The 25401-nt window shown below is 40.1% G+C and carries 23 protein-coding genes; 7 read left to right on the top strand and 16 right to left on the bottom strand.

Annotation, left to right across the window (positions count from 1 at the left end; genetic code table 11):
- Nucleotides 1-762, top strand: a complete 762-nt coding sequence (gene miaE, locus P2E05_RS04940) for a tRNA isopentenyl-2-thiomethyl-A-37 hydroxylase MiaE (RefSeq protein WP_154622359.1) — start codon at nt 1-3, stop codon at nt 760-762.
- A 95-nt stretch (nt 763-857) separates the two neighbouring features.
- Here the strand turns inward: miaE and rpoS are convergent, their stop codons facing one another.
- From rpoS to cysG, 12 genes are all read right to left on the bottom strand, one after another.
- Nucleotides 858-1844: an RNA polymerase sigma factor RpoS gene (rpoS, locus tag P2E05_RS04935; RefSeq protein ID WP_154622360.1), complete on the bottom strand. Its 987-nt coding sequence runs from the start codon at nt 1842-1844 to the stop codon at nt 858-860.
- 54 nt (nt 1845-1898) lie between these two features.
- Nucleotides 1899-2969 (bottom strand): murein hydrolase activator NlpD, encoded by a 1071-nt coding sequence (nlpD, locus tag P2E05_RS04930; RefSeq protein ID WP_163860787.1) that lies wholly within the window; start codon nt 2967-2969, stop codon nt 1899-1901.
- Between the two features lie 354 nt (nt 2970-3323).
- Complete coding sequence (locus tag P2E05_RS04925) at nt 3324-3950, bottom strand: protein-L-isoaspartate(D-aspartate) O-methyltransferase (protein ID WP_154622362.1); 627 nt, start codon at nt 3948-3950, stop codon at nt 3324-3326.
- Nucleotides 3947-4708 carry a 5'/3'-nucleotidase SurE gene (surE, locus tag P2E05_RS04920; protein WP_163860786.1) on the bottom strand — a complete coding sequence of 254 codons (762 nt, stop codon included), beginning with the start codon at nt 4706-4708 and terminating at the stop codon, nt 3947-3949. The genes P2E05_RS04925 and surE overlap by 4 nt, the downstream gene beginning before the upstream one ends.
- Entirely contained in the window at nt 4686-5735 is a 1050-nt protein-coding gene (gene truD, locus P2E05_RS04915) for a tRNA pseudouridine(13) synthase TruD (RefSeq protein ID WP_272658075.1), read from the bottom strand. Before truD ends, surE begins: the two co-directional genes overlap by 23 nt.
- Nucleotides 5701-6213: a 2-C-methyl-D-erythritol 2,4-cyclodiphosphate synthase gene (gene ispF / locus P2E05_RS04910; protein ID WP_154622365.1), complete on the bottom strand. Its 513-nt coding sequence runs from the start codon at nt 6211-6213 to the stop codon at nt 5701-5703. The genes truD and ispF overlap by 35 nt, the downstream gene beginning before the upstream one ends.
- A 12-nt stretch (nt 6214-6225) precedes the next feature.
- Complete coding sequence (gene ispD / locus P2E05_RS04905; RefSeq protein ID WP_154622366.1) at nt 6226-6948, bottom strand: 2-C-methyl-D-erythritol 4-phosphate cytidylyltransferase; 723 nt, start codon at nt 6946-6948, stop codon at nt 6226-6228.
- A 65-nt stretch (nt 6949-7013) separates the two neighbouring features.
- The gene (ftsB, locus tag P2E05_RS04900; RefSeq protein ID WP_154622367.1) at nt 7014-7316 is read right to left on the bottom strand and encodes a cell division protein FtsB; all 303 of its coding nucleotides are present in this window, start codon (nt 7314-7316) and stop codon (nt 7014-7016) included.
- Between the two features lie 400 nt (nt 7317-7716).
- Nucleotides 7717-8322: an adenylyl-sulfate kinase gene (cysC, locus tag P2E05_RS04895; protein ID WP_163860784.1), complete on the bottom strand. Its 606-nt coding sequence runs from the start codon at nt 8320-8322 to the stop codon at nt 7717-7719.
- Between the two features lie 5 nt (nt 8323-8327).
- A complete protein-coding gene (gene cysN, locus P2E05_RS04890; protein WP_163860783.1) occupies nt 8328-9770 on the bottom strand; it encodes a sulfate adenylyltransferase subunit CysN in 1443 nt (480 codons plus the stop codon).
- A gap of 13 nt (nt 9771-9783) precedes the next feature.
- Complete coding sequence (gene cysD, locus P2E05_RS04885; RefSeq protein WP_154622370.1) at nt 9784-10692, bottom strand: sulfate adenylyltransferase subunit CysD; 909 nt, start codon at nt 10690-10692, stop codon at nt 9784-9786.
- 12 nt (nt 10693-10704) lie between these two features.
- Nucleotides 10705-12117, bottom strand: a complete 1413-nt coding sequence (gene cysG, locus P2E05_RS04880) for a siroheme synthase CysG (protein ID WP_154622371.1) — start codon at nt 12115-12117, stop codon at nt 10705-10707.
- A 300-nt stretch (nt 12118-12417) separates the two neighbouring features.
- Here cysG and treR point away from each other — a divergent pair, with 300 nt between their 5' ends.
- From treR to P2E05_RS04855, 5 genes are all read left to right on the top strand, one after another.
- Nucleotides 12418-13383 carry a trehalose operon repressor TreR gene (gene treR / locus P2E05_RS04875; RefSeq protein WP_154622372.1) on the top strand — a complete coding sequence of 322 codons (966 nt, stop codon included), beginning with the start codon at nt 12418-12420 and terminating at the stop codon, nt 13381-13383.
- A 122-nt stretch (nt 13384-13505) separates the two neighbouring features.
- On the top strand, nt 13506-14927 hold the full coding sequence (gene treB / locus P2E05_RS04870; RefSeq protein WP_154635559.1) for a PTS trehalose transporter subunit IIBC: 1422 nt from the start codon (nt 13506-13508) through the stop codon (nt 14925-14927).
- Nucleotides 14928-14952: 25 nt separating this feature from the next.
- Nucleotides 14953-17676, top strand: coding sequence for a glycoside hydrolase family 65 protein (locus tag P2E05_RS04865; RefSeq protein ID WP_276123030.1), 2724 nt, complete (start codon nt 14953-14955; stop codon nt 17674-17676).
- Entirely contained in the window at nt 17669-18316 is a 648-nt protein-coding gene (gene pgmB / locus P2E05_RS04860) for a beta-phosphoglucomutase (RefSeq protein ID WP_251463692.1), read from the top strand. The genes P2E05_RS04865 and pgmB overlap by 8 nt, the downstream gene beginning before the upstream one ends.
- Nucleotides 18317-18369: 53 nt before the next feature.
- Nucleotides 18370-19761 carry a carbohydrate porin gene (locus tag P2E05_RS04855; RefSeq protein WP_276123028.1) on the top strand — a complete coding sequence of 464 codons (1392 nt, stop codon included), beginning with the start codon at nt 18370-18372 and terminating at the stop codon, nt 19759-19761.
- A gap of 64 nt (nt 19762-19825) precedes the next feature.
- Here the strand turns inward: P2E05_RS04855 and P2E05_RS04850 are convergent, their stop codons facing one another.
- The 3 genes from P2E05_RS04850 to cysJ are packed head-to-tail and all read right to left on the bottom strand — an operon-like array spanning nt 19826 to nt 24092.
- A complete protein-coding gene (locus P2E05_RS04850; protein ID WP_154623482.1) occupies nt 19826-20560 on the bottom strand; it encodes a phosphoadenylyl-sulfate reductase in 735 nt (244 codons plus the stop codon).
- On the bottom strand, nt 20557-22287 hold the full coding sequence (gene cysI, locus P2E05_RS04845; protein WP_276123027.1) for an assimilatory sulfite reductase (NADPH) hemoprotein subunit: 1731 nt from the start codon (nt 22285-22287) through the stop codon (nt 20557-20559). The genes P2E05_RS04850 and cysI overlap by 4 nt, the downstream gene beginning before the upstream one ends.
- Nucleotides 22287-24092 (bottom strand): NADPH-dependent assimilatory sulfite reductase flavoprotein subunit, encoded by a 1806-nt coding sequence (gene cysJ / locus P2E05_RS04840; RefSeq protein WP_251463686.1) that lies wholly within the window; start codon nt 24090-24092, stop codon nt 22287-22289. Before cysJ ends, cysI begins: the two co-directional genes overlap by 1 nt.
- 237 nt (nt 24093-24329) lie before the next feature.
- Here cysJ and queD point away from each other — a divergent pair, with 237 nt between their 5' ends.
- On the top strand, nt 24330-24692 hold the full coding sequence (queD, locus tag P2E05_RS04835) for a 6-carboxytetrahydropterin synthase QueD (protein ID WP_154623485.1): 363 nt from the start codon (nt 24330-24332) through the stop codon (nt 24690-24692).
- A 34-nt stretch (nt 24693-24726) separates the two neighbouring features.
- Here queD and queE read toward each other — a convergent pair whose 3' ends face one another.
- Nucleotides 24727-25398 carry a 7-carboxy-7-deazaguanine synthase QueE gene (gene queE, locus P2E05_RS04830; RefSeq protein WP_154623486.1) on the bottom strand — a complete coding sequence of 224 codons (672 nt, stop codon included), beginning with the start codon at nt 25396-25398 and terminating at the stop codon, nt 24727-24729.
- Between the last annotated feature and the right edge of the window lie 3 nt (nt 25399-25401).

The raw sequence follows: 25401 nt of genomic DNA, 5'->3' as shown, positions 1-25401 counted from the left end.
ATGCAAGATCACGCTGAGCTACTGGCGCCTATCAGCGCGTTTTTACATTGTGAAACGCCTGATAGTTGGGTTAAAAAAGCAAGTGAGCCTGAAAGTTTACCTATACTCTTAAAAGACCACCTTTTATGTGAATTAAAAGCGGCGCAAAGCGCAATGTTTTTGATCCGTAAATATGCCGTTGATAAAGAGAGTGCCGCGACACTGCTTGCTTGGTTTAAACCTTATGAGGACTTTGCCTACGATCGTATAGGAAATGTTGATACTTTAAAGCATAAAAACCAAGTATCAAAACAGATCCTAGCAAGAAAACAGTCTCCTTATAGCCAAGATTTAATTGATAAAATGGTACTCTTGATTAAAGAGGAACTTCATCATTTTTATCAAGTGTTAGAAATTATGCACCAACGAAATATTCCTTATGATGGCATAACAGCAAGCCGTTATGCTAAAGGTCTGTTTAGCCATATGAGTGGGCATGAGCCGCAAACATTGGTCGATAAACTGATCATTGGTGCTTATATTGAAGCCCGATCATGTGAACGCTTTGCTAAGCTAGCCCCTTTTTTAGATGATGATTTAGCTAATTTCTACGTCTCATTATTGCGTTCGGAAGCGAGACACTATCAAGATTATCTGCAACTAGCACAATCTATCAGTAAAACAGATATCAGTGACCGCGTTAAAATGTTCGGTATTATCGAAGCACAGCTTATTCTGTCTCCCGATAATGATTTCAAATTTCATAGTGGTGCGCCAATATAAAGCCTAAGGTGACAAACCTCTTTTGACATATTATCCATAAAAAGAAAGCCCTCAGTTTGTCGCTGAGGGCTTTGATAATCTACTGTTAACGATTTTTACATATTAAATAAGGCTTCCAAAGAAAGATCCTCACCTTGTAAAATATCTTTTAACCTTCTTAACCCTTCCACTTGAATCTGACGTACTCTTTCCCGTGTTAATCCAATTTCTCGACCAACCTCTTCGAGCGTTTCTGCCTCATAACCCAATAAACCAAAACGTCGTGCTAATACTTCACGCTGTTTAGGATTCAATTCAAATAACCACTTCACAATGTTTTCTTTTAAGTTGTTATCTTGAATTGTATGTTCTGGGCCTGATTCATTCTCATCAGATAGAACCTCAAGTAAAGATTTTTCAGAATCACCGGCAATAGGCGTATCAACCGAGGTAATACGTTCATTTAAACGTAGCATACGACTAACATCTTCTACTGGCTTATCTAACTGTTCGGCGATTTCTTCAGCGCTAGGCTCATGATCAAGTTTTTGCGCTAATTCTCGGGCGGTTCGAAGGTAAATATTGAGCTCTTTGACGATATGAATAGGGAGGCGGATGGTTCTGGTTTGATTCATGATGGCACGTTCAATCGTCTGGCGTATCCACCACGTCGCATATGTTGAAAAACGGAAACCTTTTTCAGGATCAAATTTTTCAACTGCGCGAATTAACCCTAGATTACCTTCCTCAATGAGATCAAGTAATGCTAGGCCCCGATTATTATAACGTCGAGAGATCTTAACAACTAAGCGAAGATTACTTTCTATCATGCGTTGACGTGAAGCAATGTCACCACGCAAGGCTCTCCTAGCATAGAAAACTTCTTCTTCAGCTGTCAGGAGCGGAGAGAATCCAATTTCACTGAGATAAATTTGGGTTGCATCCAGAACACGCAAATTCGTGCTCTGGAATAAGTCCATTTCATCGTCTAGTTCTGCAACCAGATCCTCTTCTTTGAATTGACTCTCATCAAAAGCATCATCCATCATGCTGTCGTCGAGGTCATTGTATAACTCGTTAGCTTTCAGCGAACTTTGGCTCATCAGTGACTCCTACCCTTGATAATGAGGACAGAATGTCATTGCATTCTGCCCAGTTTATCGCTGCGGTAAGTAGCGCAGCGGGTTTACTGATTTTCCCTTGTAACGAATTTCAAAATGTAGCCTAACCGAGCTTGTACCGGTGCTACCCATAGTTGCAATTTTTTGCCCAGCAGCGACATCCTGCTGATCACGCACAAGTAACGTATCGTTATGCGCGTAAGCACTTAGGTAGTCATCGTTATGTTTTATTATTATAAGATTTCCATATCCACGTAGTGCATTTCCTGCGTATACCACTTTACCGGGAGCAGCAGCGAGTACAGGTTGGCCTCGTGAACCGGCAATATCAATGCCTTTATTTCCACCTTGCGCATCAGAGAAACCTTCTATCATTTTCCCTTCTGCTGGCCAGCGCCATTTTATCGATGAGCTATTTGTACTGCTTGCTGTCGTCGTAGAAGTTGTAGAAGCAGTCGAGGTTGTTGCTGTAGAAACTTGCGTTGCAGGCTTCTTATTATTAGGCAACATTTTACCCGTATTTTGACCGCTTCCATTTGCAGGATACGCATTAGTTGTTCGAAGATCAACCGGTTGCTGGTTACTATTTGATGAATTTGATGCTAATTGTCCGTTTGAGTTCACATTTCCATTACCAATATTGATCACCTGCCCAACATTTAGGCTATAAGGCTCTGGAATATTGTTTTTCGATGCTAACTCACGGAAATCATTGCCCGTTATATACGCTATGTAGAATAACGTATCGCCACGCTGTACCGTGTAAGTACTACCGCTATAACTGCCTTTTGAAATACTGCCATAGTCACGGTTATAGATAATACGGCCTTGTCCATCCATATTCACTGGGGCCGACGTGCGAACAGATGATGAAGAATTTGCAGACAAATTAGGCCGTGAAGAAGGCATCGCAATACTCGTCCCACCACTATTGCTTGATGGTGTTCTTTGAACTGTTTGTTGACTTGATTGATTTCCTTGACCTTCATTTACGCTAGTAATCGGCGCTGCTGTATGGTACGGAGTTGAACATCCAGCCAGTAATGCCCCGCCAAATGAAAAGATCACCGCCCATCGAATTCTGTTTATTGGGCTAACAATTTTCATGCATCTTCTCCCGTGAAGAAAAATCTGACATCACAACTAAATTTGCGTCAGTAAAACATTCGAGCCTATTATTCTCATCATACTTCAAGTTGCAGCATTGTTAACTAGGTTTATGCGCATAGGTCACCTCTTTTATAGGCCCTGCATCACCTAGCTACAGCTTGAATTATTTAGAACATTAAAACTCTTAAACGAAAAGTATTTGGCTTATTAAAACAGAAATATAAATTATTGAACAAGCCAAATATATCAAAAATATAACAATTTGAGATTATGACTTAATAGAAAATGCGACTTACTCAGTTTTAGAGCAGTCAAGGTCATATTTTGTCGAAGATCATCGCCACTAAATCGCTAAGCTAAGTCACCTGAAACTAAAGGAACAAAGCGCACTTTCTCTATGACATTTGCGTGATAATCATTTCCTCGACGAATAATCAACTTGAGGGCTTGGTCTTTATCCCCAACAGGTAAAACTAAACGTCCACCTTCTTTTAATTGCTGTAATAGCCGAGGAGGAATTTCACTGGGTGCTGCGGTGACGATAATCGCATCAAAAGGCCCTTTTGATTGCCATCCTTCCCAACCATCACCGTGACGAGTAGAGATATTATGCAAATCAAGTTGTTTAAAACGGCGTTTCGCCGTCCATTGTAAACTCTTCACCCTTTCGACTGAAAAAACATGATCCGCTAAATGCGCTAAAACAGCCGTTTGATAGCCAGAACCTGTGCCTATTTCTAAAACATGATCTTGCGGTGTAACCGCAAGCAATGCGGTCATTTTAGCAACAATATAAGGCTGAGAAATAGTTTGCCCATAACCTATAGGTAATGGGATGTTATCATAGGCCTTATGTGAAAGCGCTTCATCCACAAAACGTTCACGCGGAACTCGTGATAAAGCGTCTAATAGGCGCTCATCGTGAATTCCCTGTTGGCGTAACTGTGCCAATAGTTCTTTCATGAGCCCTGTTTTCATTCTACTTTCACTCCTGATTTCTCTAGCCACTCTTCAATCAATGAATGTGCTTTATAAGCTGTTAAATCCACTTGTAAAGGCGTAATGGAGACATAACCTTGCGATACCGCCTCAAAATCGGTACCAGGCCCTGCATCGCGGATCTCCCCCACTGGCCCAAGCCAATACAGCATATTACCTTTAGGATCTTCGAGATTGTAAACCTCAGAGGCGGCATGACGACTGCCACAACGAGTGACTTTAATCCCTTTCACTTCATTGTAAGGAATATCAGGTACATTGATATTCAATATATTGCCTGCTCGCAATGGATTTTTTTGTAACAATGCCAATATGTCACAAGTCACTTTTGCGGCGGTTTCAAAATGCGTGTCACCATCAAGAGAAACTGCTATGGAAGGTAAACCTAAGTGTCGACCTTCCGTCGCTGCCGCAACGGTACCTGAGTAAATGACATCATCCCCAAGGTTAGGACCACAGTTAATACCAGATACAACAATATCAGGCCTTGGTCTCACCACTTTGTTAACACCAATATAAACACAATCTGTCGGCGTACCTTCTTGTACTGAAAGGTCACCATTAGCCAGTGTTTGGATCCTTAAAGGTTTATCTAAAGTTAATGCGTTTGATGCACCACTACGATTACGATCAGGTGCAATCACTTGCACCTGATAATATTGGCGTAAAGCAGCTGCCAGTGTTTGGATACCAGGGGCTGTCACGCCATCGTCGTTACTCAATAAAATTTTCAGCATCGGCACTATCCTGATTAATAAGTTCTCGCACCACGCTCGTTGCAAAACTTCCCGAATTAAGGAAAAAACTCATTTTTAATGTCGTTTGATCAACCCATTGCCATTGAAGGTTTTGAGGTTTCATCATCATCGCCCTACGTGTTGAGGATACCCGTTCCGTTTTCATCAATGTTATCAAGGCGCGATAATTCTCTAAGCAACCTGTCTCAAAGGCTAGCGCATCTTCTTGCGTACCTAATTCACCATCACCGGGCAAAGGTGCCGTGATGCTAAGTTCAAATGTATCAACTCGGGGTTGTAATGAAGAAAATTCTTCTGTCGTTGCCACAAACCAACTGCCACGCCCTGTCAATTGAAGAGCATCACCTAATAACACTTGATTGACGGTCTGGTTCGCAATACGCTCACTCGTCACGTGGTTAAACATCGCACTGCGTGCAGCTGACAGATAAAAGCTTCGTTTGTTGCGCTCACGAACAGTAATTTCTTGATTTGCCCAGCGTAACGCTTGAGTTAAATTCTGTCCATCTCGACCAAAGCGTTGTTCACCAAAATAGTTAGGAACGCCTTGCTCTGCTATTTTCTGTAAACGCAATTCGACATCGTCAGGATCCGAAATCTCCCGAATGGTCAATTCAAATTGGTTTCCTTTCAAGGTGCCAATGCGCAATTTTCTTTTTTGTCTCGTTGTCGCAATCACTCGACAGCCATCAAGTTGCCACAAAGAAAAATCAGGTGTTTCTTTACCTGGCATCTGCAAACAGAACCATTGTTCCGTCATCGCATTGCGATCTTTTAAGCCAGCATAGCTTACTGCTCTTGCTGAAATTTTTGCGAACTTAGCGAGCTGCTCGGCAACAAATAGCGTGTTATAGCCAATCTTTTCAACACGAACCATAACATGCTCGCCTTCTCCATCAAGCTCAAAACCTAAGTTTTCCTTAACGATGAAGTCTTCAGGCTGACTTTTTAGTTTACCGAATGATAGCGGCTTACCATGCAGGTACTGTACATTCATGATTTTCACTACCATTATCTTTAACAAGTAATACTACCGCAGCACATGCAATACCTTCTTTACGACCAACAAAACCTAATTGTTCAGTTGTCGTCGCTTTAACATTAATGTCATCCATATGGCATTCTAGGTCTTCTGCAATATTGACACGCATTTGTGGAATATGTGGCAGCATTTTAGGGGCTTGTGCCATGATAGTGACATCAATATTACCGATACTGTAACCTTTTGCACGTACATGACGATAAGCTTCTTTTAGTAGCACACGGCTATCAGCACCTTTATAGGCCGGATCGGTATCTGGGAATAATTTACCAATATCCCCGAGTGCAGCAGCCCCTAAAATTGCATCCGTTACTGCATGTAATACAACATCACCGTCAGAGTGAGCTAATAAACCTTGTTCATATGGAATACGAACCCCACCAATAATGATGGGACCATCACCACCGAACTTATGTACATCGAACCCGTGCCCAACTCTCATGATTTATTCCTTTTATTTCATTTTAGAAAGATAAAATTCTGCCAGAGCAAGATCTTCTGGTCTGGTCACTTTTAAGTTATCTGAACGCCCTGAAACCAATACAGGTTGATAACCACAATATTCAAGGGCAGAGGCTTCATCTGTGATAACCGCATTTTCTTTCAAAGCTTTACTTAAACAATCCCGCAATAACAATAATGGAAAAAACTGTGGGGTTAATGCATGCCATAATGCTTCACGTTCAACTGTATGATCAATAAGAGCAGACGTTTTAAAACTCCGCTTCATTGTGTCTCTAACAGGCGCAGCAAGAATTCCGCCACAACACTCTTTTGTTGATAGCTGAATAATTTTATTTAAATCATCTTGATGCAAACAAGGACGTGCTGCGTCATGCACCAACACCCACTTATTTTGCATGCTTTCGTTTTTGGCTAAAAGGTTTAACCCCGCCATCACTGAGTCCGCGCGCTCTTTTCCACCGTTTACTGTGGTCACTCGCGGATCTTGTGCAATATCAAGCTTAGCAAAATAATCATCATCCGGGCTGAGTGCGACAACGATATGGGTGACGCTAGGGTTGAGTAACAATGCACTAATCGTGTGTTCAATGATTGTTTTCCCTGCGACTTGTAAATACTGTTTTGGGCAATCAGCATTCATACGGCTGCCAATACCTGCCGCGGGAATTATTGCAACAATTTGCGGGTTTTCCCCAATGATTGAGTTATTCATTATGTTGGATCTTACATCGAAATTAATGGCCAATCGCGATAATAATTCATGAGCAAATACGTTATTTATTGATTATTAGATGCTTTCTGATTATTACTTTCTTTGACCATTCTATAAAATGATTCGCCAGGTTTGATCATTCCGAGTTCTGTGCGAGCTCGTTCTTCAATCGCATCTTGACCATCGTTTAGGTCATTAATTTCAGCAAATAACTGCTCATTACGCACTTTTAAGCGAGAATTGATAATTTCTTGCGCTGCAACATCGTCTTTTACTCGCACATAATCATGGATACCATTTTTTCCTAACCATAGAGAATATTGCGTCCAAGCTAATACTGCGATTAATAGAAGCGTTAATTTGCCCATTCTGCCCCCTGAAATGATTTGCTAATCATCCCATAACTCAGCTCATGACGCTACTAAGAAGAAAGTAATGTCATAAAAGTCAGAGTAAATCACATATTATATGATTAAAATTCACTCAACTTAGTGTTGATCACGCTGTTTTTGTTCCGTTTCTCACTAGCAAATTATAGGGTACCTTGAATCATAAAAATCACTATTACCAATCCAAGTGAAATTTGCCAACAAAAATACGAGCGCCAATACAATATTGATTGTACTTTCGTGCAACATCTTAATAGAAAAAGGTTATTTTATCAGCGTGAAAGTAAAAAGAAGATACCATTAAATGTGATTTAACGGCGTCGTTGATGAAAAGATGCTACTCAAGGCCATTCAGCAACATCTTTTTGAGAATAACAGATTAGGTTTTAATAACTTGTTGAGTTTTCAGCAGGTGGAGAATTTGCGTTATTGAATCAGCGATGGGCTGCCGTCCATCAATGCGTAACTCCGGCTGTAATGGCTCCTGATACGGAGAATCAATCCCTGTAAAATGCGTTATCTTCCCCTCTCTCGCTTGCTTATACAGCCCTTTTGGATCGCGTTGTTCACAGATGTCTACTGGTGTTGCTACGTGCAATTCAAAAAATTGATTTGCTTCAAACAATTCACGAACCCGTTGTCTGTCCTCTCGATAAGGAGATATAAACGCTGTCGCAACTATCAGTCCAGCATCAACCATCAGCTTAGCCACTTCGCCAATGCGTCGAATATTCTCTTGCCGATCTTCCTCGCTAAAACCAAGGTCTCGGCATAATCCATGGCGTACGTTATCACCATCAAGCAAGTAAGTCTTAATCTCCATCTCGGCTAATGTTTGTTCAATTGCACCAGCCAATGTTGACTTACCTGAGCCAGACAGCCCCGTAAACCATAGCACTGCCCCCTTATGGCCATTCGCTCGCTCTCTAAATTGACGCGTAATGGCATGTGGATGCCACACAATATGTTCATTAATCAAATCCATGATAGTTATTTTCCACCCAGCAAATCACGAGCTCCCCAGTGAGGGAAATGGCGCCTAATTAACTTGTTCAGCTCGATTTCAAATTCACTAAAGTGATCATCTTGCCCAATGAAATCTGCTTTAATTTCACGAACGAGCCCCGCGCCTGCTGTAACATTCGTTAACCTATCAATTAAGATCATGCCGCCGGTATCCGCATTATGTTGATAATTATCCAATAACAGGGGTTCATCAAACGAGAATTCAACAAGGCCAATACTATTTAGCGGTAACTCAGTCGCGACCTTTTGCGTCAAATTATTCACATCAACTTGATATTGAATATTTTCTACCTTCGCTCGACTTCTTTTGCCTGCAATTTTGATATCTAACTGCTGTCCCTGCACCAATGGTTGTTCTGACATCCAAACAACATCGATAAGCGCTTGACGCGTGCTTGTTAGCGTATCATCCTCGGCAACAATTAAATCTCCGCGACTAATATCAATATCATCTTCCAAGACCAACGTGATGGCTTCACCGGGTATTGCAAAATGTTGTGAACCCTCGAAAGTGACAATATCTTTGATTCGCGATAACTGCCCAGAAGGAAGTACTTTAACAGACTGCCCAATATGAATTATTCCTGAAGATAAGGTGCCGCTATAACCTCTAAAATCAAGGTTAGGCCTATTCACATATTGAACGGGAAAACGTAATGCTTGCTCTGAGGCTTTTTGCTGAACCTGAACATTCTCTAAAATTTGCAGTAACGTCTCACCTTGATACCAAGGTAGATTGTGACTTTTATTAACAATATTATCGCCATCAAGTGCCGAAATGGGCACAAACCATACATTAAGGTCGATAGGCAACTCAGTCGCAAAAGACTGATAATCTTGTTTAATTTTTTCGAATACGCTTTCGCTATAGTCCATCAAATCCATTTTATTGACGGCAACCACTAAATGGCGGATACCCAGCAATGTGCTGATAAAGCTATGACGCCGCGTTTGCTCTTGAACACCTTTTCGAGCATCGATCAACAAAATAGAAAGTGAGCATGTCGATGCGCCCGTTGCCATATTTCGGGTATATTGCTCATGCCCAGGCGTATCTGCAATAATAAATTTACGCTTTTGCGTGGAGAAATAGCGATATGCGACATCAATAGTGATGCCTTGCTCACGTTCAGCTGCAAGACCATCCACCAGCAACGCAAGATCTAACTTTTCCCCCTGTGTTCCTATACGTTTACTGTCATTTTGCAGAACAGAAAGTTGATCTTCATAAATTTGCCGTGTGTCATGAAGTAAGCGACCAATGAGCGTACTTTTACCATCATCCACATTCCCGCAAGTCAGGAAACGTAATAGCCCTTTCTCCTGTTGCGCTAACAAATAAGCTTCCACACCACCTTGTTGCTTGATTTGCTCCGCAATTGTTTCATTGTATGCGACATCTGCCATAACGTTTCCCCCCTTAAAAATACCCTTGGCGCTTTTTTTGCTCCATTGATGCTGACTGATCGCTATCAATTAATCGGCCTTGACGCTCACTGGTTGTCGATATCAGCATTTCCTCGATAATCTCAGGTAATGTTTCTGCCTGTGATTCAACGGCTCCAGTTAATGGCCAACATCCTAAAGTGCGAAAACGGACTTTACGTTTAGCAATGACTTCGCCCGCTTGTAAGTCAATACGGTCGTCATCGACCATTAATAATGTGCCATCACGCTCCAACACAGGGCGTTCTTTCGCAAAATAAAGGGGAACGATGTCGATATTTTCCAAATAGATATATTGCCAAATATCCAGTTCAGTCCAGTTTGATAAAGGAAAGACACGTATACTTTCACCTTTATTTATTTGTCCATTGTAGTTATGCCATAACTCAGGGCGTTGGTTTTTGGGATCCCAGCGATGAGAGCGGTCTCTAAAAGAATAAATTCTTTCTTTTGCTCGTGACTTTTCTTCATCACGTCTTGCACCGCCAAATGCCGCATCAAAACCATATTTATCGAGCGCTTGCTTCAATCCTTCTGTTTTCATGATATCAGTATGCTTTGCACTACCATGTATGAATGGATTGATCCCCAGTTTAGCCCCTTCTGGATTACGATAAACTAAAAGCTCAAACCCATAATTTTTCGCTGTTTTATCGCGAAACTCATACATTTCACGGAACTTCCACCCAGTATCAACATGTAACAGCGGAAATGGCAATTTACTCGGATAAAACGCTTTTCGCGCTAGATGAAGCATGACGGATGAATCTTTGCCTATTGAATAAAGCATTACCGGGTTTGCAAACTCAGCCGCGACTTCACGTAAAATATGAATGCTTTCGGCTTCCAGTTGCTGCAAATGAGTCAATCGTTTTTCATTCATGATGGCCTCCTTTTAAGCCAATTCCAGCACGGCGGAACGCCATCTGTTTTCCACGCCATGATGACCAAACCAAGCTAATTGTTGATGCAATGCAACAACCTCGCCAATCACCAATAAAGCAGGGGAAGGTGCTTGCTGAGCAAGTGTCTCTAATTCATGTAACTGCCCGCTAAGCACCTGCTGATTATTGCGTGTTCCGCAACCAATGACCGCAACAGGTGTGTTTGGGGAACGTCCAAATTCAATCAGTTGTTTACTGATATATTCAGCTTTTACCGTTCCCATATAGATAGCTAATGTTTGATGTCCGCTAGCCAGCGCTGGCCAGTCAAGGTCGTTACCATTATTTTTGCAATGACCCGTGATAAACGTGACGCTTTGAGCATGTTCTCTATGTGTAAGCGGGATCCCCGCATAGGCGGTTGCACCAATCGCGGCTGTAATACCAGGAACCACTTGGAAAGGAATTTGAGCTTCTGCCGCAACCTGAAGCTCTTCACCACCTCGCCCGAAAATAAACGGATCCCCCCCCTTTAATCGAACAACTTTTTTTCCTTGTTTAGCCAATTTGACGATTAATGCATTCGTTTCTTCTTGTGAAACCGAGTGATGATGAGCTCGCTTTCCGACACAGATTTTGTCCGCATCTCGTCGCACTAAATCAAGTACTTCCTCACTGACTAAGTTGTCATATAAAACAACGTCCGCGTTTTGTACAACTTGCAAGCCTTTTAACGTCAACAAGCCCGCATCACCAGGCCCTGCGCCTACTAGAATAAGTTCGCCGCTATTATCCCTTTCAGATAATTGCTTCTCTAATTGCTGTTCGGCTTCAAGGAGTTGACCTTTTTCAACTAACGAGGCAAAACGACCATTAAAGCTTTTTTCCCAAAAGCGTTTTCGTTCGCGCATGCTCGTTATCGATGATTTGACTTTTTCTCGCCACCGCCCTGCTATTTTTGCCATATGCCCTAACGAATTCGGCAACATGGCTTCAAGTTTTTCACGCAATAAGCGAGCAAGAACCGGCGCTGTTCCCCCAGATGAGATGGCGATAACGACAGGGTCTCTGTCAATAATTGACGGAACAATGAAAGAACATAATGGTTTCTCATCCACAACATTAACTAAAATTTGTTGTGACTCCGCATCATGAAAAACTTTCTCATTCAATGCAGGTTGGTCTGTTGCAGCGATCACTAGATAAGCCTTTTCGATATGAGAAAAATGATACTCTTCCTTAACCCAGATAAATTTTTTTTGCTCATAAAGACGTTGTAAAACCGGACTTAATGTAGGAGATATGACCATAAGCGCTGCATCGACTTTCAGTAACAGCTCAGCTTTACGTGCCGCAACATCACCACCGCCAACTAGCACAACTTTACGGGATCGCAGATCCACAAATAACGGTAAATATTCCATCTTACTCTTCCGGTGTTATATCACTTTTTTATGACAACGATTTAAATTGACTATATGGCGTGCAAGTTGGGTTATGAAATGCCAAAAATTCATTAGATGTAACGCAAAGGAATAAGTCATTACTGAGTCAATGGCAGAGACCAAATAGGTCAGTGAATACGGAGAAGGGTGATAACGGATGTTGATCGCTTCTTTTATACAAATATCTTGAAAAAAATGAGTTAGACTAAGATCATCAATAGAACAAAAATATAAATTATTTAGCCTTTATAAGTATTCAGCCAATTAAGACGAAACATCATGATAAATACTGATAAAAAAAAATTAACCATCAATGATATAGCAAAATTGTGCGGTGTAGGTAAATCAACGGTTTCACGTGTCATTAATCAAGATCCAATGGTTAATGAAGAAACTCGACAAAAAGTTAATCAAATAATCAAAAAATATCAATTTACGCCATCAAAATCGGCTCGTGCGATGCGAGGATACTCAAATCGTTCTTTTGGCATCATCATGACTCGTCTAGATTCTTATGCAGAAAACCAAGCTGTCAGCTCCATGCTACCTATTTTCTATGAAAATAATATCGACCCGATTATTTTAGAAACCCAGTTTAAGCAAGAGAAAATAGAAGAACATTTGAAAATGCTTGCTCGTCAAAAAGTTGACGGTATTGTGCTCTTCGCTTTTTCAGGTATAGATACCAATAAATTGGTCGAGTGGAAGCAAAAAATGGTGGTCATTGCACGACCATTAGAAGGGTTTGTTTCAATCTGTCACGACGATGACAATGCAGTTAAAAACTTAATGCATTATTTTCATGGACAAAAGAAACATGACAAAATCAGTTATGTTGGGATCAATATTCATGATGAAACAACGGGCTTACTTCGTTATCAATCCTACTTACAATATTGCGAACAGCATCATTTAACCCCTCATGCACGTCTAGGTGAGCTAAATTATCAAAGTGGTTACCTGCTCGCTAAAGAAATAGTCACGACATCCCCACAAGCTATCTTATGCGCAACAGATTCTTTAGCATTTGGCGTTCAAAAATATTTGTCTGAACAAAAAATGACGCATATTGATGTTGCCTGTATTGGTCGCAACGACTTACTGACATTTTTATTTCCTCAAACTAAGTTTTACCGTTTAGGTTTTAGAGAAAGTGGGAAAGAAGCAGCTAATATATTGATCAAAATGCAAAAAGAAACAATTCCCCCTCAAAAAATCATTATTTCTAGCGACAGCTTAAATTAATAATTTTCAATAATTAATGATTATGACATGTGATCATCGTCTAGTTATGGGAACGTTCCCGTTTGAATAAGTCAAATAACGATATATATTAAAAAAAACGAAACCATCACGAGAAAATGAATATGTCTAGTGCCAAAGATTTAAAAGCCATTGAAGAGCTTATTGTGCTGATTGGCGGTAAAAATAATATCATTAGTGTTTCTCACTGCTTAACAAGGTTACGCTTTGTCCTTAATGATCCCAATCTTGCTGATATAGATAAAATAAAACAAATTCCTTTTGTTAAAGGCTGTTTTAATAATGCAGGTCAATTTCAAGTTATTATTGGTATAGAAGTTGAAAGCTACTATAAAACACTTTCTAATTGTTTAGAGTTAAAAACAAAAAGCAAAGATGAGGTTAAATCTGACGCAAAAAAAAACATGAGCTTTTGGCAAAGGCTGATAGCTAATTTGGCCGAAATATTTGTTCCTTTATTACCAATTTTAATTTGTGGGGGCTTACTTTTAGGTTTACGCAATGTCATCGGTGAAATGCCGATATCAGAAAATAAACCATTAACCTATTTTTATCCTTGGCTACAACCTATCTATGAATTTCTATGGTTACCTTGTGAAGCGATATTCCATTTTTTACCCGTGAGTATTTGTTGGTCTAGTACTAAAAAAATGGGGGGTACCCCAGCTCTCGGTTTAGTACTTGGTATTACATTAGTGTCACCTCAGCTGATGAATGCCTATAATTTAGGTTCCCAAGTGCCTGATATTTGGAACTTTGGATTATTTACCATTGCGAAAGTAGGCTATCAAGCTCAAGTCATTCCTTCTATTTTGGCTGGATTATTTTTAGGTTGGTTTGAAACCCGCTTACGCCGTTATATCCCCGATTATTTAAAATTGGTTATTGTTCCAATCGTTACCCTAATTGTTTCTGTTTTTGTTGCCCATGTTATTTTAGGCCCAATAGGCAGAGGGATCGGTAATGGTATCGCTGAAATAATCAAATTATTAATGTTAGGTGACTTCGCCCCTATTGGCTCTGCTATCTTTGGTTTCTTCTATTCGCCAATGGTGATTACCGGATTACATCACACAACCTTAGCCATTGATCTACAAATGACTCAGAGCTATGGCGGTACACCTATTTGGCCAATTATTGCGCTCTCTAATATTGCTCAAGCATCTGCGGTTGTTGGTATTATCATTGTCAGTCGTAAAGTCAATGAACATGAAATTACTATTCCTGCGGCTATCTCGGCTTATTTAGGTGTCACCGAACCCGCCATGTATGGGGTTAACTTAAAATATGGATTTCCAATGCTATGCGCAATGATTGGATCCGCGCTTGCGGGGTTGATTTGCGGTTTAAATCATGTGTTATCAAATGGTATTGGCGTTGGTGGTTTACCTGGCATTTTATCGATACAGCCTACTTATTGGTTAGTTTATCTATTTGCCATGATTGTTTCTATTATCGTTCCGATTGGGTTAACGATTATTGCCTATCGCTATAAAGAAAGAAAAGGCACGCTACAAGCTAATTAATGTATCATTAAATTTAAGGTTTATTATGAATTACTTACTTATTATTTTTTCAGATATCAGCGTGTCTGTTGAAGACAAAAATAAAAAACAACATTACTCATTTGATTTTTTAAATAATACTTATCATGACTGGTTAAACGTTGTTGAAAAAATAAAAAATGACTTTCCTCTGATGCATGGAGGTATTATAGCTCCTCCTTTTGATCAGGATGCTGAAAAAAATGCTATTATTAAAACAAAAGATAATAAAACAATTAACTTAGCAAATTTTTTCTCTGAGACGTTTAACTCTCCCTTTATTATAGAAAAAACGAACTCATTAAATCAGTTAACGAATATAGCAGAAAAATTAGCTGATAAAGAAAATGAATTTACATGGTCTATCGAATATTCAGGGCTAACGTCAGGTAAAGATGAATATTGCCAAGAGTCACTATTAACTGTTGCAAATGGTTATATCGGACTACGCGGCACATTACCTGAAATGACCGCCAGCGAAAATTACTACCCAGCAACCTATGTGGCAGGATTATATAATCAAGCAACATCCCAAATAGGTGATCATCAAGTTATTAATGAAGATTTCGTTAATGCGCCGAATGGACAATTTATCTCCCTTAGAATCGGTGACTCTGATTATATTCATCCTAATAACGTAACGACTCACCGCCTCACCCGTCATTTAGACATGAAAACCGGAGTGATGTCATCTGATTGGCTGATTGAAACTGCGGATGGAAAGCAATTGAGTATTCGCTGCTTCAAGTTTACCAATATGGCGGATATGTCCCACTATTGTCTTCACTACCAATTTACGCCATTAAATTTCTCCGCGGAAATAACCGTAGTCACCAGATTAGAAGGAAATACGGTTAATGCCGGAGTGGAACGTTATCGTAGTCTTAATCAACATCATTACCATGTGTTAAAAACAGGTGCAAAACAACAAACAGCTTACCTATTAGCAGAAACAAATCAGTCAAAAATAGGGATAGGTTTGACCTCAAATATTTATGGTGATTTTTTTACAAACAAAGACATTGTTTGCCATGTTTCTGAATCCGTGGTTGATCAAACAATTACTTTTAATGCCAAACAAAATATCAGCTATACATTAGAAAAATGTGTTGCTATGACAACCTCTACCGCCTACCCACATCATTGGCATGAGATTGTAAACTGGCAACTTCCAACCTTAAAAGCGCAATTATTAGAGACTAAACAAGCATGGGCAAGCTTATGGAATAGCGCTGATATTGTTGTTTCAGGCGATTTAATGACGCAAAAATTGTTGCGTTTACACACCTACCATCTGCTTGCATCGGCTTCACCATTTAGTAATGAAAAACATCAATTAGATGTATCTGTAACAGCAAGAGGCTTACACGGCGAAGCCTATAGAGGGCATATTTTCTGGGATGAAATTTTCATACTGCCTTTTTATATCATGCATTTTCCTAACACCGCTCGCCAACTTTTACTCTATCGTTATCATCGTTTAGAAACGGCGCGTTCAGCAGCCAAAGCGGCAGGTTTTCAAGGAGCCATGTTCCCATGGCAATCAGGGCATGATGGTAGTGAACAAACACAAGTGCTACATCTCAATCCACTCTCTGGACAATGGGATCCGGATCATAGTTGCCGTCAACGCCATGTTTCATTAGCGATTGCTTACAACGTCTGGCTATATTGGCGCAATACTCTTGATCATCAATTTATGGCGGATTACGGTTTAGAATTACTCAATGAAATTACCTTATTTTGGGTAAGCCTATGCCAATTTGATGAACGAGATCAGCGTTTTCATATTAGTGGCGTTATGGGACCTGATGAATTCCATGAAAAATATTCTGACTCACAAGAAGGTGGTTTAAAAGATAATGCCTATACCAATTTAATGGTCGCATGGCTATTTAATGAAATAGTGACACTGTATAGCAATAGCCACTTTACCCATAAATTCACTGAATTGGGCTTTGATGCAGATCTCATTCAGCAACTTAACCATATTAGAACCCAACTGGCCGTTACGCTTAATCAAGATGAAGTGATTGAACAATTTTCAGGTTACTTTTCGTTGAATGAATTGGATTGGGAAAGCTATCGCCAAAAATATGGCAATATTTATCGTATGGATCGGATATTGCGTAAAGAAAATAAGTCAGCCGATGATTTTAAAGTCGCTAAACAAGCCGATACGCTGATGTTATTTAATAATCTAGATAAAGCGACCGTCAAATTCTTAATTGAGTCTCTAGGCTACTCATTGTCTGACGATTTCGCTGAAAAAAACCTTCAGTATTATCTTGAACGAACGTCTCATGGTTCAACGTTATCTCGTATTGTTCATGCCTATTTAGCCGAACAAATACAAAGACATGACCTGTCATGGAAACTTTATCAGGATGCCTTATATTCAGACTACAATGATATTCAAGGTGGAACAACTGCTGAAGGAATTCATACCGGTGTCATGGCCGCAACGTTAAATACCACGATTATGGCTTATGCGGGTGTGGATATTCGTCAAGATACTCTCAATATTACACCATCATTGCCAAACCAATGGCAGAGACTGAGTTTCCATTTAAACCATCAAAATGTTTTGTATCACATTAACCTAACTCATAATGACATTACTGTTACGAGCGATAAAGCCTGCATAATATCCATTAATCATCATCAATATCACCTTATTGATAACACGGCTTTTTGTTTAAACTTCAATGAGGATAAAACTAATGGTTAAAGGTCTGATATTCGATTTAGATGGCGTTATTGTGGATACTGCTGGCTATCACTATTTAGCATGGAAGAAATTAGCGAATGAAATTGGTATTGACATTAATGAAGAGTTCAATCAAACCTTAAAAGGTATTAGCCGAACAGAATCATTAGATAAAATATTAAATTATGGTAATAAGCAAAACCTTTTTTCTGCTCAAGAGAAAAGTGAATTATCAGAAAGAAAAAATAACTACTATGTGAAGTTATTGGATAACATTACGCCAAAAGATATTTTACCTGGTGTGTTAGAATTAATTGAACAGGCCTATCAATACAATATTCCTTGTGTTATCGCTTCAGCATCTCAGAATGCACCAACAATATTAAAGAAATTAAATATTGATAGTTATTTTCAAGCTATTGTTGACCCTAAATCCTTAGCAAAAGGAAAGCCTGACCCAGAAATATTTTTAAAGGCAGCACAACTTATTCATGTCCCCGTAGAATTTTGTGTTGGCTTTGAAGATTCAATAGCAGGAATACAATCTCTAAAGAAAGCAGGGATTTATGCTATTGGTATTATCGCTGAAGGGTTATTACCCGAAGCAGATCTGGAAGTAAATTCATTGACTGAAATAAATATACAGACACTACTCCAATAATAAAATATCAAGTGGGAAATATATTTCCCACTTAGGTATAAAAGGAATAAAGAATGAATATGAAACTACTCGCTATTGCTATTAGCTTGGGATTAACTGTACCAACAATAACCTTAGCTAATACAAACTCTCTATCAATAGAACAACGTTTAGCCCTATTAGAACAACGAACCCTTGCAGCTGAAAAAAGAGCCGAACTTGCTGAACAAAAAGCTGCCCATTTAGAAAATGTATTAAAGAATAATGCTACGATTAGTCAACCAGCTAATGACCAACAAATAGTGACTAAAAAAACATCTGAAGCGCCTAATTTAATTGAAACCAATAGTCAATATGGAACCCTTAAGTTGTATGGTGATGTCGAATTTAATACAGATATTGCTAGTAAAAAAGGACAACTTACTTCAATTAATACCCAAGCAGGAAAAGACAAAGATTTTGGTGACTATGATAAATGGGGAATCAATGGACGAATTCTAATCGGTTTAGATGGTGAACGAGTATTAGATAATAAAAACTATGCGGGTTTTTCTGTCCAACCTCTCGCTAAAATTGATGGAGATGTGAGCTTAGATGATGCTGAATTTCATTTTGGTAAAAAAGAGAGTTGGCAAATAAAGCTAGGTCGCTATGAAGCCTATGATATGTTCCCATTAAATCAAGATACCTTTGTTGAGTATTCAGGCAATACCGCCAATGACACCTATAGCGATGGGTTTGGCTACATTTATATGATGAAAGAAGGTCGAGGAAGAACCAATAGCGGCGGCAGCATGATGTTTAATACGAAATATGACAATTGGTATTTCGAAACAAACCTGCTTATTGAAGATGGTACCAGTATCTTTAGCAATAGTGAGTACCACGGACGAAAACTGATTAATAAAAAGAATGTTGTCTATGTCCGTCCTGTTATCGCTTGGGAAAAAGATAGCTTTAAAATTGCTGCTGCGCTAGAAAGCAATATCGTGAATAATGCCTATGGTTATGAAGATAAAAACACAGGCCAATTTAAAGATCAGTCTAAACGCAATGGCTATGGCTTAACATTGGGCTGGAATAATTTAAAAAATGATCCAACCAATGGCTTGACGATAAATTGGAATACCGCCTATTTAGATGCCAGTCATGAAACTGATTTTACGACAGGTGCAAATATTCTATGGCGTCGTTTACAGTTAGGGTATATCTACGCTCATAATGACATCAAATCCTATGCATTAAATTATGATAACAATATTGATAATGAAGTCATCTTTGGTCCTGGCAAATATGATATTCATACCCTTTATACCTCTTATGAGTTACCGGATATACTTGATATGAATAATTTTAAAATTTATATCGGGGCATACTATTCAGTCATTGATGGAAAAGATATTGAAGTGAAAAATAGCGACAAAGATCGTTACGGCACAAGAGTGAGATTTAAATACTTATTCTAGAATAGATTAATGATGATATTGAGTGGCTAATTTAGTAGTCAGCCACTCAATATATTGATATCGCTTAACCTTCATGAAGCCCACATTCTCTCTTTAAACCAAAGAAGCGGGTTTCTTCTTCACTCATACCCGGTTCCCATTTTCGAGTGGTGTGGGTATCCCCCACGGACAAATATCCTTGTTCCCACAATGGATGATAAGGTAGGTTATGCTGTGTCAGATACTCATGTACTTGCCGATTATTCCAATCAATAACAGGTAAGACTTTAAATATCCCTTTACCTATATTCAATACTGGCAACATAGCACGACTCGCCGACTGCTCTCTACGTAATCCAGAAAACCAGCTTTGTGCTTTCAATTCCTGCAAAGCACGGTTCATCGGCTCAACTTTATTGATTTGATTATATTGCTCGATTCCTGATAGTCCTTGTTCCCATAAGCGCCCATAAACAGCCTCTTGCCAAGCAGGAGACAATGGCGAACGGTAAACATGCAAATTTAACCTCAGCCTTTCCGTCAATTCCTCAATAAAACGATAGGTTTCAGGGAAAAGATACCCTGTATCGGTGAGGATCACTGGAATATCAGGAATGACTTGAGTGACCATATGTAGCGTTAAAGCGGCTTGTATTCCAAAACTCGATGACAATACAAACGCTGTAGGTAAATGGTTCATTGCCCATTCGATTCGTTTGATAGCATCATATTTTTCTAACTGGGCATTAAATGCAGATAAATACTCGTCTTGTTCTGCTTTGTCTAATTTTAATACCTCAGCGAGTTCAAGCTGGCTCATACGGCCTCCTTAACCTCATAGAAATCAACCGCAGAGTTCAGCACCGGCTTCACCACATCCGTGCGTATTAAGAAATCACCAAATCCTTCTTGTGCTTGACGCCCTCTAGCCCAATCACCAATCAAGGTATCTAAAAGAGATAAAATTTCGGCTGAACTAATGTTTTCACGATACATACGAGGAATGCGAGTACCAATCCGGTTTCCCCCTAAATGTAAATTGTATCTGTCGAGTGCTTTACCCACGAGCCCAACTTCCGCCAGCATTGCTCGACCACATCCATTTGGGCACCCCGTAACGCGTAAAACAATATGCTCATCACCAATGCCGTGTGATTGCATGATTTTTTCAACCTCAGTGACAAATTCAGGTAAAAAACGCTCGGCCTCTGCCATCGCCAGTGGACACGTTGGGAAAGAAACACAAGCCATTGAGTTTTCACGCTGCGCAGTCACTTCTGCACTCATCAAACCATGTTCACGGGCAATCGCCTCAATACGGGCTTTTTCCGTTTCAGGTACACCAGCAACAATTAAATTTTGGTTTGCCGTTAAACGAAAATCCCCTTGATGAATTTTTGCAATTTCTGCTACACCTGTCTTTAGGGGCTTATTAGGTAAATCAATCAGGCGGCCATTTTCAATAAATAACGTTAAATGCCAATGATTATCTATCCCTTTTAGCCAACCAATTTGATCACCACGTTGAGTAAATTGATAAGGCCTAATGGCTTCAAATATCACTCCCGAACGCCGTTCTACTTCTTGCTTAAATGTTTCTACACCAACCCGTTCAAGAGTGTATTTTGTTTTGGCGTTTTTACGTTCAGTACGATTTCCCCAGTCGCGCTGAGTCGTCACAATCGCTTCCGCAACAGCTAACGTATCCTTCAAATAAATAAACCCGAACTCACTGGCTAACCGTGGAAAAGTCGCTGTATCACCATGAGTCATGGCTAGACCACCACCAACCAGTACGTTAAAACCGATAAGCTCACCATTTTCAGCGATCGCTATGAAATTCATGTCGTTAGCATGTAGATCTACATCATTTAAGGGTGGGATCACTACCGATGTTTTGAATTTTCTCGGTAAATAGGTTTTCCCTAATATAGGCTCTTCATCTGTGGTTTCGACTTTCTCTTTATCAAGCCAAATCTCCGCATAAGCATTGGTTTTAGGCAATAGATGCTCCGATATTTTTTTTGCCCATTCATACGCCTGCTGATGCAACTCAGACTGCACAGGGTTAGATGTACATAACACATTACGGTTGACATCATTGGCCGTTGCTAAGGCATCCAACCCGACGTGATGTAACATCTGATGCGCTGGCTTGACATCCCCTTTTAAAATGCCATGAAATTGAAAGGTCTGCCGATTAGTAATACGCACGCTACCGTACAACGTATGCTCAGAGGCGAATCTATCGATGTCCAACCATTGCTTTGGCGTAATAATTCCACCTGGTAATCTGCAGCGTAGCATCATCGCATGGCGAGGTTCTAATTTTTGCTCCGCCCGTTCCGCGCGAATATCGCGATCATCTTGCTGATACATACCGTGGAAGCGAATGAGCAGAAAGTTATCCCCCTCAAAACCCCCACTCAGCCCATTTTTAAGGTCTTCTTTGATAGTTCCACGCAGATAATGACTATTATTTTTCATACGCTCACTATCAGCCAGTTTGCCTTCTACGACCAAAGGCCCGTATTTTTTATCGCTCATTAGTAGACATCCCTCTGATACCGGCGCTCTACGCGCAGCTCACTCAAAAACTCATCTGCCGATTCACTATCCATGTTGCCGTATTGGCTAATAATATCCAACAACGCATGTTCCACATCACGTGCCATGTGATTCGCATCGCCGCAGACGTAAATATGTGCGCCATCTTCAATCCAGCGCCATACCTCTTCCCCTTGTTCGCGTAACTTATCCTGTACATAAACTTTTTGGGCTTGATCTCGAGACCAAGCTAATGAAATGTTGGTCAATAAGCCATCTTTGACATAGCGCTGCCATTCCACTTGATAGAGAAAATCTTCAACAAAGTGAGGATTACCAAAAAACAACCAGTTTTTACCCGTCGCTTGTTCATTATCACGTTGCTGCATAAAGGCTCTAAATGGAGCGATACCGGTTCCTGGGCCTATCATAATGACGGGTTTCGAGGTGTCAGCTGGAAGGCGAAAGTTATCATTATGTTCAATGAATATACGTACCTCGTCACCTTCTTTAAGGCGATCAGCTAAAAAACCAGAAGCGCCACCCGTACGAGCTCGTCCATCAATGTCATAACGTACAACCCCTACAGTGACATGTACTTCATCCTCTGTTTCCGCTTGTGAAGAGGCAATTGAATACAGTCTTGGAGTAATCGGCCGAAGAATATCAACAAACTCTTGGGCTGTCGGCTGAGAAGCAGCCTGCCTAACCATATCAACAATAGGGGTTGTCTGAGCGTAATGTAACAGTGCTTGTTTATCGCTGATCAAACCAAGTAATGCATCGTCTTTTGCTAAATTGGCATATTTTTCAACAATTAGATGTGTGTTTTGAGTCAATTCTAAATGGTGTATCAATGCATCACGTAATGGATATGATTGTTCAGCCACCTGAACTGGTTCATCACCTGTCAGCCATAATAAGCCTATCAATTCATCGACAAGGGCTGAATCATTATCGAACCACACACCTAGAGCATCTCCCGGTTGATAACGTAACCCTGAATCGCCAAGGTCTATTTCAATATGACGAACATCTTTTAGCGATCCACGCCCAGTAATTTTTTGATTGACGAGTAATGACGCGGTCAGAGGCGCTGTCTTTGTATAAGGCGATGAATGTATTTCATCAACACTGCCCGCTTGGGTTACCACCAATTGCTGATCACTTTGCGTAGGCACTCGCTCTTTAAGGCGCTGCGTCAAATCCTCAATCCATGCTTCAGCGATGGATTGATACTCGACATCTGCATCAATCCTCTCAAGCAATGATGTCGCGCCTAATTGCGATAATTGAGTATCAAAATCTTTCCCTGCTTGGCAAAACTTTTCATAAGAAGAATCACCTAAAGCAAAAACAGCATATACCGTACCACTCAAATTGGGTGCCTTTTTAGAATGCAAGTACTTATATAAAGCAACCGCTTCTTCGGCTGGCTCTCCCTCTCCTTGAGTTGATGCTACGATGACTAACACTTTTTCTTGTGAGATTTGTTTAAATTTATAATCTCCCGCGTTAACTAAGTTGACATTCAGTTTTTCACTTATGAGTCGTTCTCTCAGTTGCTCAGACAAACGTCGAGCATTCCCTGTTTGTGAAGCTGAAATAATCGTAATAGTTTCATCTTGTGGTACTTCAGCACTCATAGGCACGTTAGTGACTGTATTTTGATTAACCATTCCCCACAAATAACCAGACAACCAAGCGAGTTGGTGAGATGAAAAGTCATCGACAGCCGTCTGCAAACGTGAAAGTTGTTCCACCGATATTGGCAATGCCGATATGGGAGACTGTTTTTTTGTCATTATTCTATAACCCCAGAGTTGCTTATCTAAAATTACTACCCCGATAGTTTGTCAGGTTATAACACCCTTGCTAAACGGGATAAGAAACGATCGCCATAACTAATAGCTAAAAAGCCTAATGAAAATAGCTAGTGAATCATACTCATAAAAATGGTTAGCAATAATTCGATAAAATAAGATGCTCCGAGCACAAATTTCAGTAGAATACACTGCGTTTTGATTTATACGGAGTTGGTTATGAGAACAAGTATCTATAAAGATTTTCATTTTGAAGCAGCCCATAGGCTTCCTTATGTTCCTGAAGGTCACAAATGCGGGCGCCTCCATGGACATTCTTTCATGGTGAGACTAGAGCTCACAGGTGAAATCGATGAGAAAACAGGCTGGCTAATTGATTTTAGTGATGTTAAAGAAGCGTTTAAGCCAATTTTAGATCAGCTCGATCACTATTATTTAAATGATATTGAAGGCCTCGAAAACCCAACCAGTGAAGTCTTGGCAAGTTGGATTTGGCATAAAACCAAACCCCTATTACCTTTATTAAGCGCCGTAACGGTGAAAGAAACCTGTAATGCTGGATGTATTTATCGCGGCGAATAGTCATTCACTGATATGCCGTGAACATCGCGGCACATCAGGCGATATTGAGATATTTGTGTGTTTGAATGGAAAGTCGCCAATTGCGCGCAATACAGGTATCAATACATAGCTTAGTGGCTGCGCTTTTTTGGCTAATCGGCTGTAACGCAACAACCGCAGCACTTTTTTCTGTGCGTTTTGATAATAAATTATCCAACTCTTCAATATCTTTTTCACGCGCAACTGGATGCTTGATTTCATTCGCTCGATTGATTGACTCCGTCAGTACCTGTAACCCACCTTTCATAGCCACTTTTGGCGACACCGTCACCCAGGTTTGACTGGAACATTGAATAGGATACGTACCACTGGTTTCAATTTGGCATTGATAACCTTGGTTTTCTAATTCCGTCGTCAGAGGTACGAGGTCATAAATACATGGCTCGCCACCCGTAATGACAATATGTTTTGCCGTATACCCTTGCTTATGCATAAGAGCAATCAATTCATGGCTATTGGCCAACGACCATGAATCTGTATCCATCGTTTTCACGACGATATCGCCAAGGGTTGTTTCTTTGTCAGCGTCTTTATCCCAAGTATGTTTTGTATCACACCAGCTACATCCCACAGGACAGCCTTGTAAGCGAATAAATACGGCGGGAACGCCAGTAAACACACCTTCCCCTTGTAACGTTTGAAAAATTTCATTAATTGGGTATTTCATAAT

Source organism: Providencia stuartii, from assembly GCF_029277985.1.
Taxonomy (GTDB): domain Bacteria; phylum Pseudomonadota; class Gammaproteobacteria; order Enterobacterales; family Enterobacteriaceae; genus Providencia; species Providencia zhejiangensis.
This window is presented reverse-complemented; position numbering and strand designations above follow the sequence as displayed.

What these genes read in the sequence shown, in the direction of transcription:
- miaE (WP_154622359.1), top strand. Translation starts at nt 1, where the DNA reads ATGCAAGATCACGCTGAGCTACTGGCGCCTATCAGCGCGTTTTTACAT.
- rpoS (WP_154622360.1), bottom strand. Translation starts at nt 1,844, where the DNA reads ATGAGCCAAAGTTCGCTGAAAGCTAACGAGTTATACAATGACCTCGAC.
- nlpD (WP_163860787.1), bottom strand. Translation starts at nt 2,969, where the DNA reads ATGAAAATTGTTAGCCCAATAAACAGAATTCGATGGGCGGTGATCTTT.
- P2E05_RS04925 (WP_154622362.1), bottom strand. Translation starts at nt 3,950, where the DNA reads ATGAAAACAGGGCTCATGAAAGAACTATTGGCACAGTTACGCCAACAG.
- surE (WP_163860786.1), bottom strand. Translation starts at nt 4,708, where the DNA reads ATGCTGAAAATTTTATTGAGTAACGACGATGGCGTGACAGCCCCTGGT.
- ispF (WP_154622365.1), bottom strand. Translation starts at nt 6,213, where the DNA reads ATGAGAGTTGGGCACGGGTTCGATGTACATAAGTTCGGTGGTGATGGT.
- ispD (WP_154622366.1), bottom strand. Translation starts at nt 6,948, where the DNA reads ATGAATAACTCAATCATTGGGGAAAACCCGCAAATTGTTGCAATAATT.
- ftsB (WP_154622367.1), bottom strand. Translation starts at nt 7,316, where the DNA reads ATGGGCAAATTAACGCTTCTATTAATCGCAGTATTAGCTTGGACGCAA.
- cysC (WP_163860784.1), bottom strand. Translation starts at nt 8,322, where the DNA reads ATGGATTTGATTAATGAACATATTGTGTGGCATCCACATGCCATTACG.
- cysN (WP_163860783.1), bottom strand. Translation starts at nt 9,770, where the DNA reads ATGGCAGATGTCGCATACAATGAAACAATTGCGGAGCAAATCAAGCAA.
- cysD (WP_154622370.1), bottom strand. Translation starts at nt 10,692, where the DNA reads ATGAATGAAAAACGATTGACTCATTTGCAGCAACTGGAAGCCGAAAGC.
- cysG (WP_154622371.1), bottom strand. Translation starts at nt 12,117, where the DNA reads ATGGAATATTTACCGTTATTTGTGGATCTGCGATCCCGTAAAGTTGTG.
- treR (WP_154622372.1), top strand. Translation starts at nt 12,418, where the DNA reads ATGATAAATACTGATAAAAAAAAATTAACCATCAATGATATAGCAAAA.
- treB (WP_154635559.1), top strand. Translation starts at nt 13,506, where the DNA reads ATGTCTAGTGCCAAAGATTTAAAAGCCATTGAAGAGCTTATTGTGCTG.
- P2E05_RS04865 (WP_276123030.1), top strand. Translation starts at nt 14,953, where the DNA reads ATGAATTACTTACTTATTATTTTTTCAGATATCAGCGTGTCTGTTGAA.
- pgmB (WP_251463692.1), top strand. Translation starts at nt 17,669, where the DNA reads ATGGTTAAAGGTCTGATATTCGATTTAGATGGCGTTATTGTGGATACT.
- P2E05_RS04855 (WP_276123028.1), top strand. Translation starts at nt 18,370, where the DNA reads ATGAATATGAAACTACTCGCTATTGCTATTAGCTTGGGATTAACTGTA.
- P2E05_RS04850 (WP_154623482.1), bottom strand. Translation starts at nt 20,560, where the DNA reads ATGAGCCAGCTTGAACTCGCTGAGGTATTAAAATTAGACAAAGCAGAA.
- cysI (WP_276123027.1), bottom strand. Translation starts at nt 22,287, where the DNA reads ATGAGCGATAAAAAATACGGGCCTTTGGTCGTAGAAGGCAAACTGGCT.
- cysJ (WP_251463686.1), bottom strand. Translation starts at nt 24,092, where the DNA reads ATGACAAAAAAACAGTCTCCCATATCGGCATTGCCAATATCGGTGGAA.
- queD (WP_154623485.1), top strand. Translation starts at nt 24,330, where the DNA reads ATGAGAACAAGTATCTATAAAGATTTTCATTTTGAAGCAGCCCATAGG.
- queE (WP_154623486.1), bottom strand. Translation starts at nt 25,398, where the DNA reads ATGAAATACCCAATTAATGAAATTTTTCAAACGTTACAAGGGGAAGGT.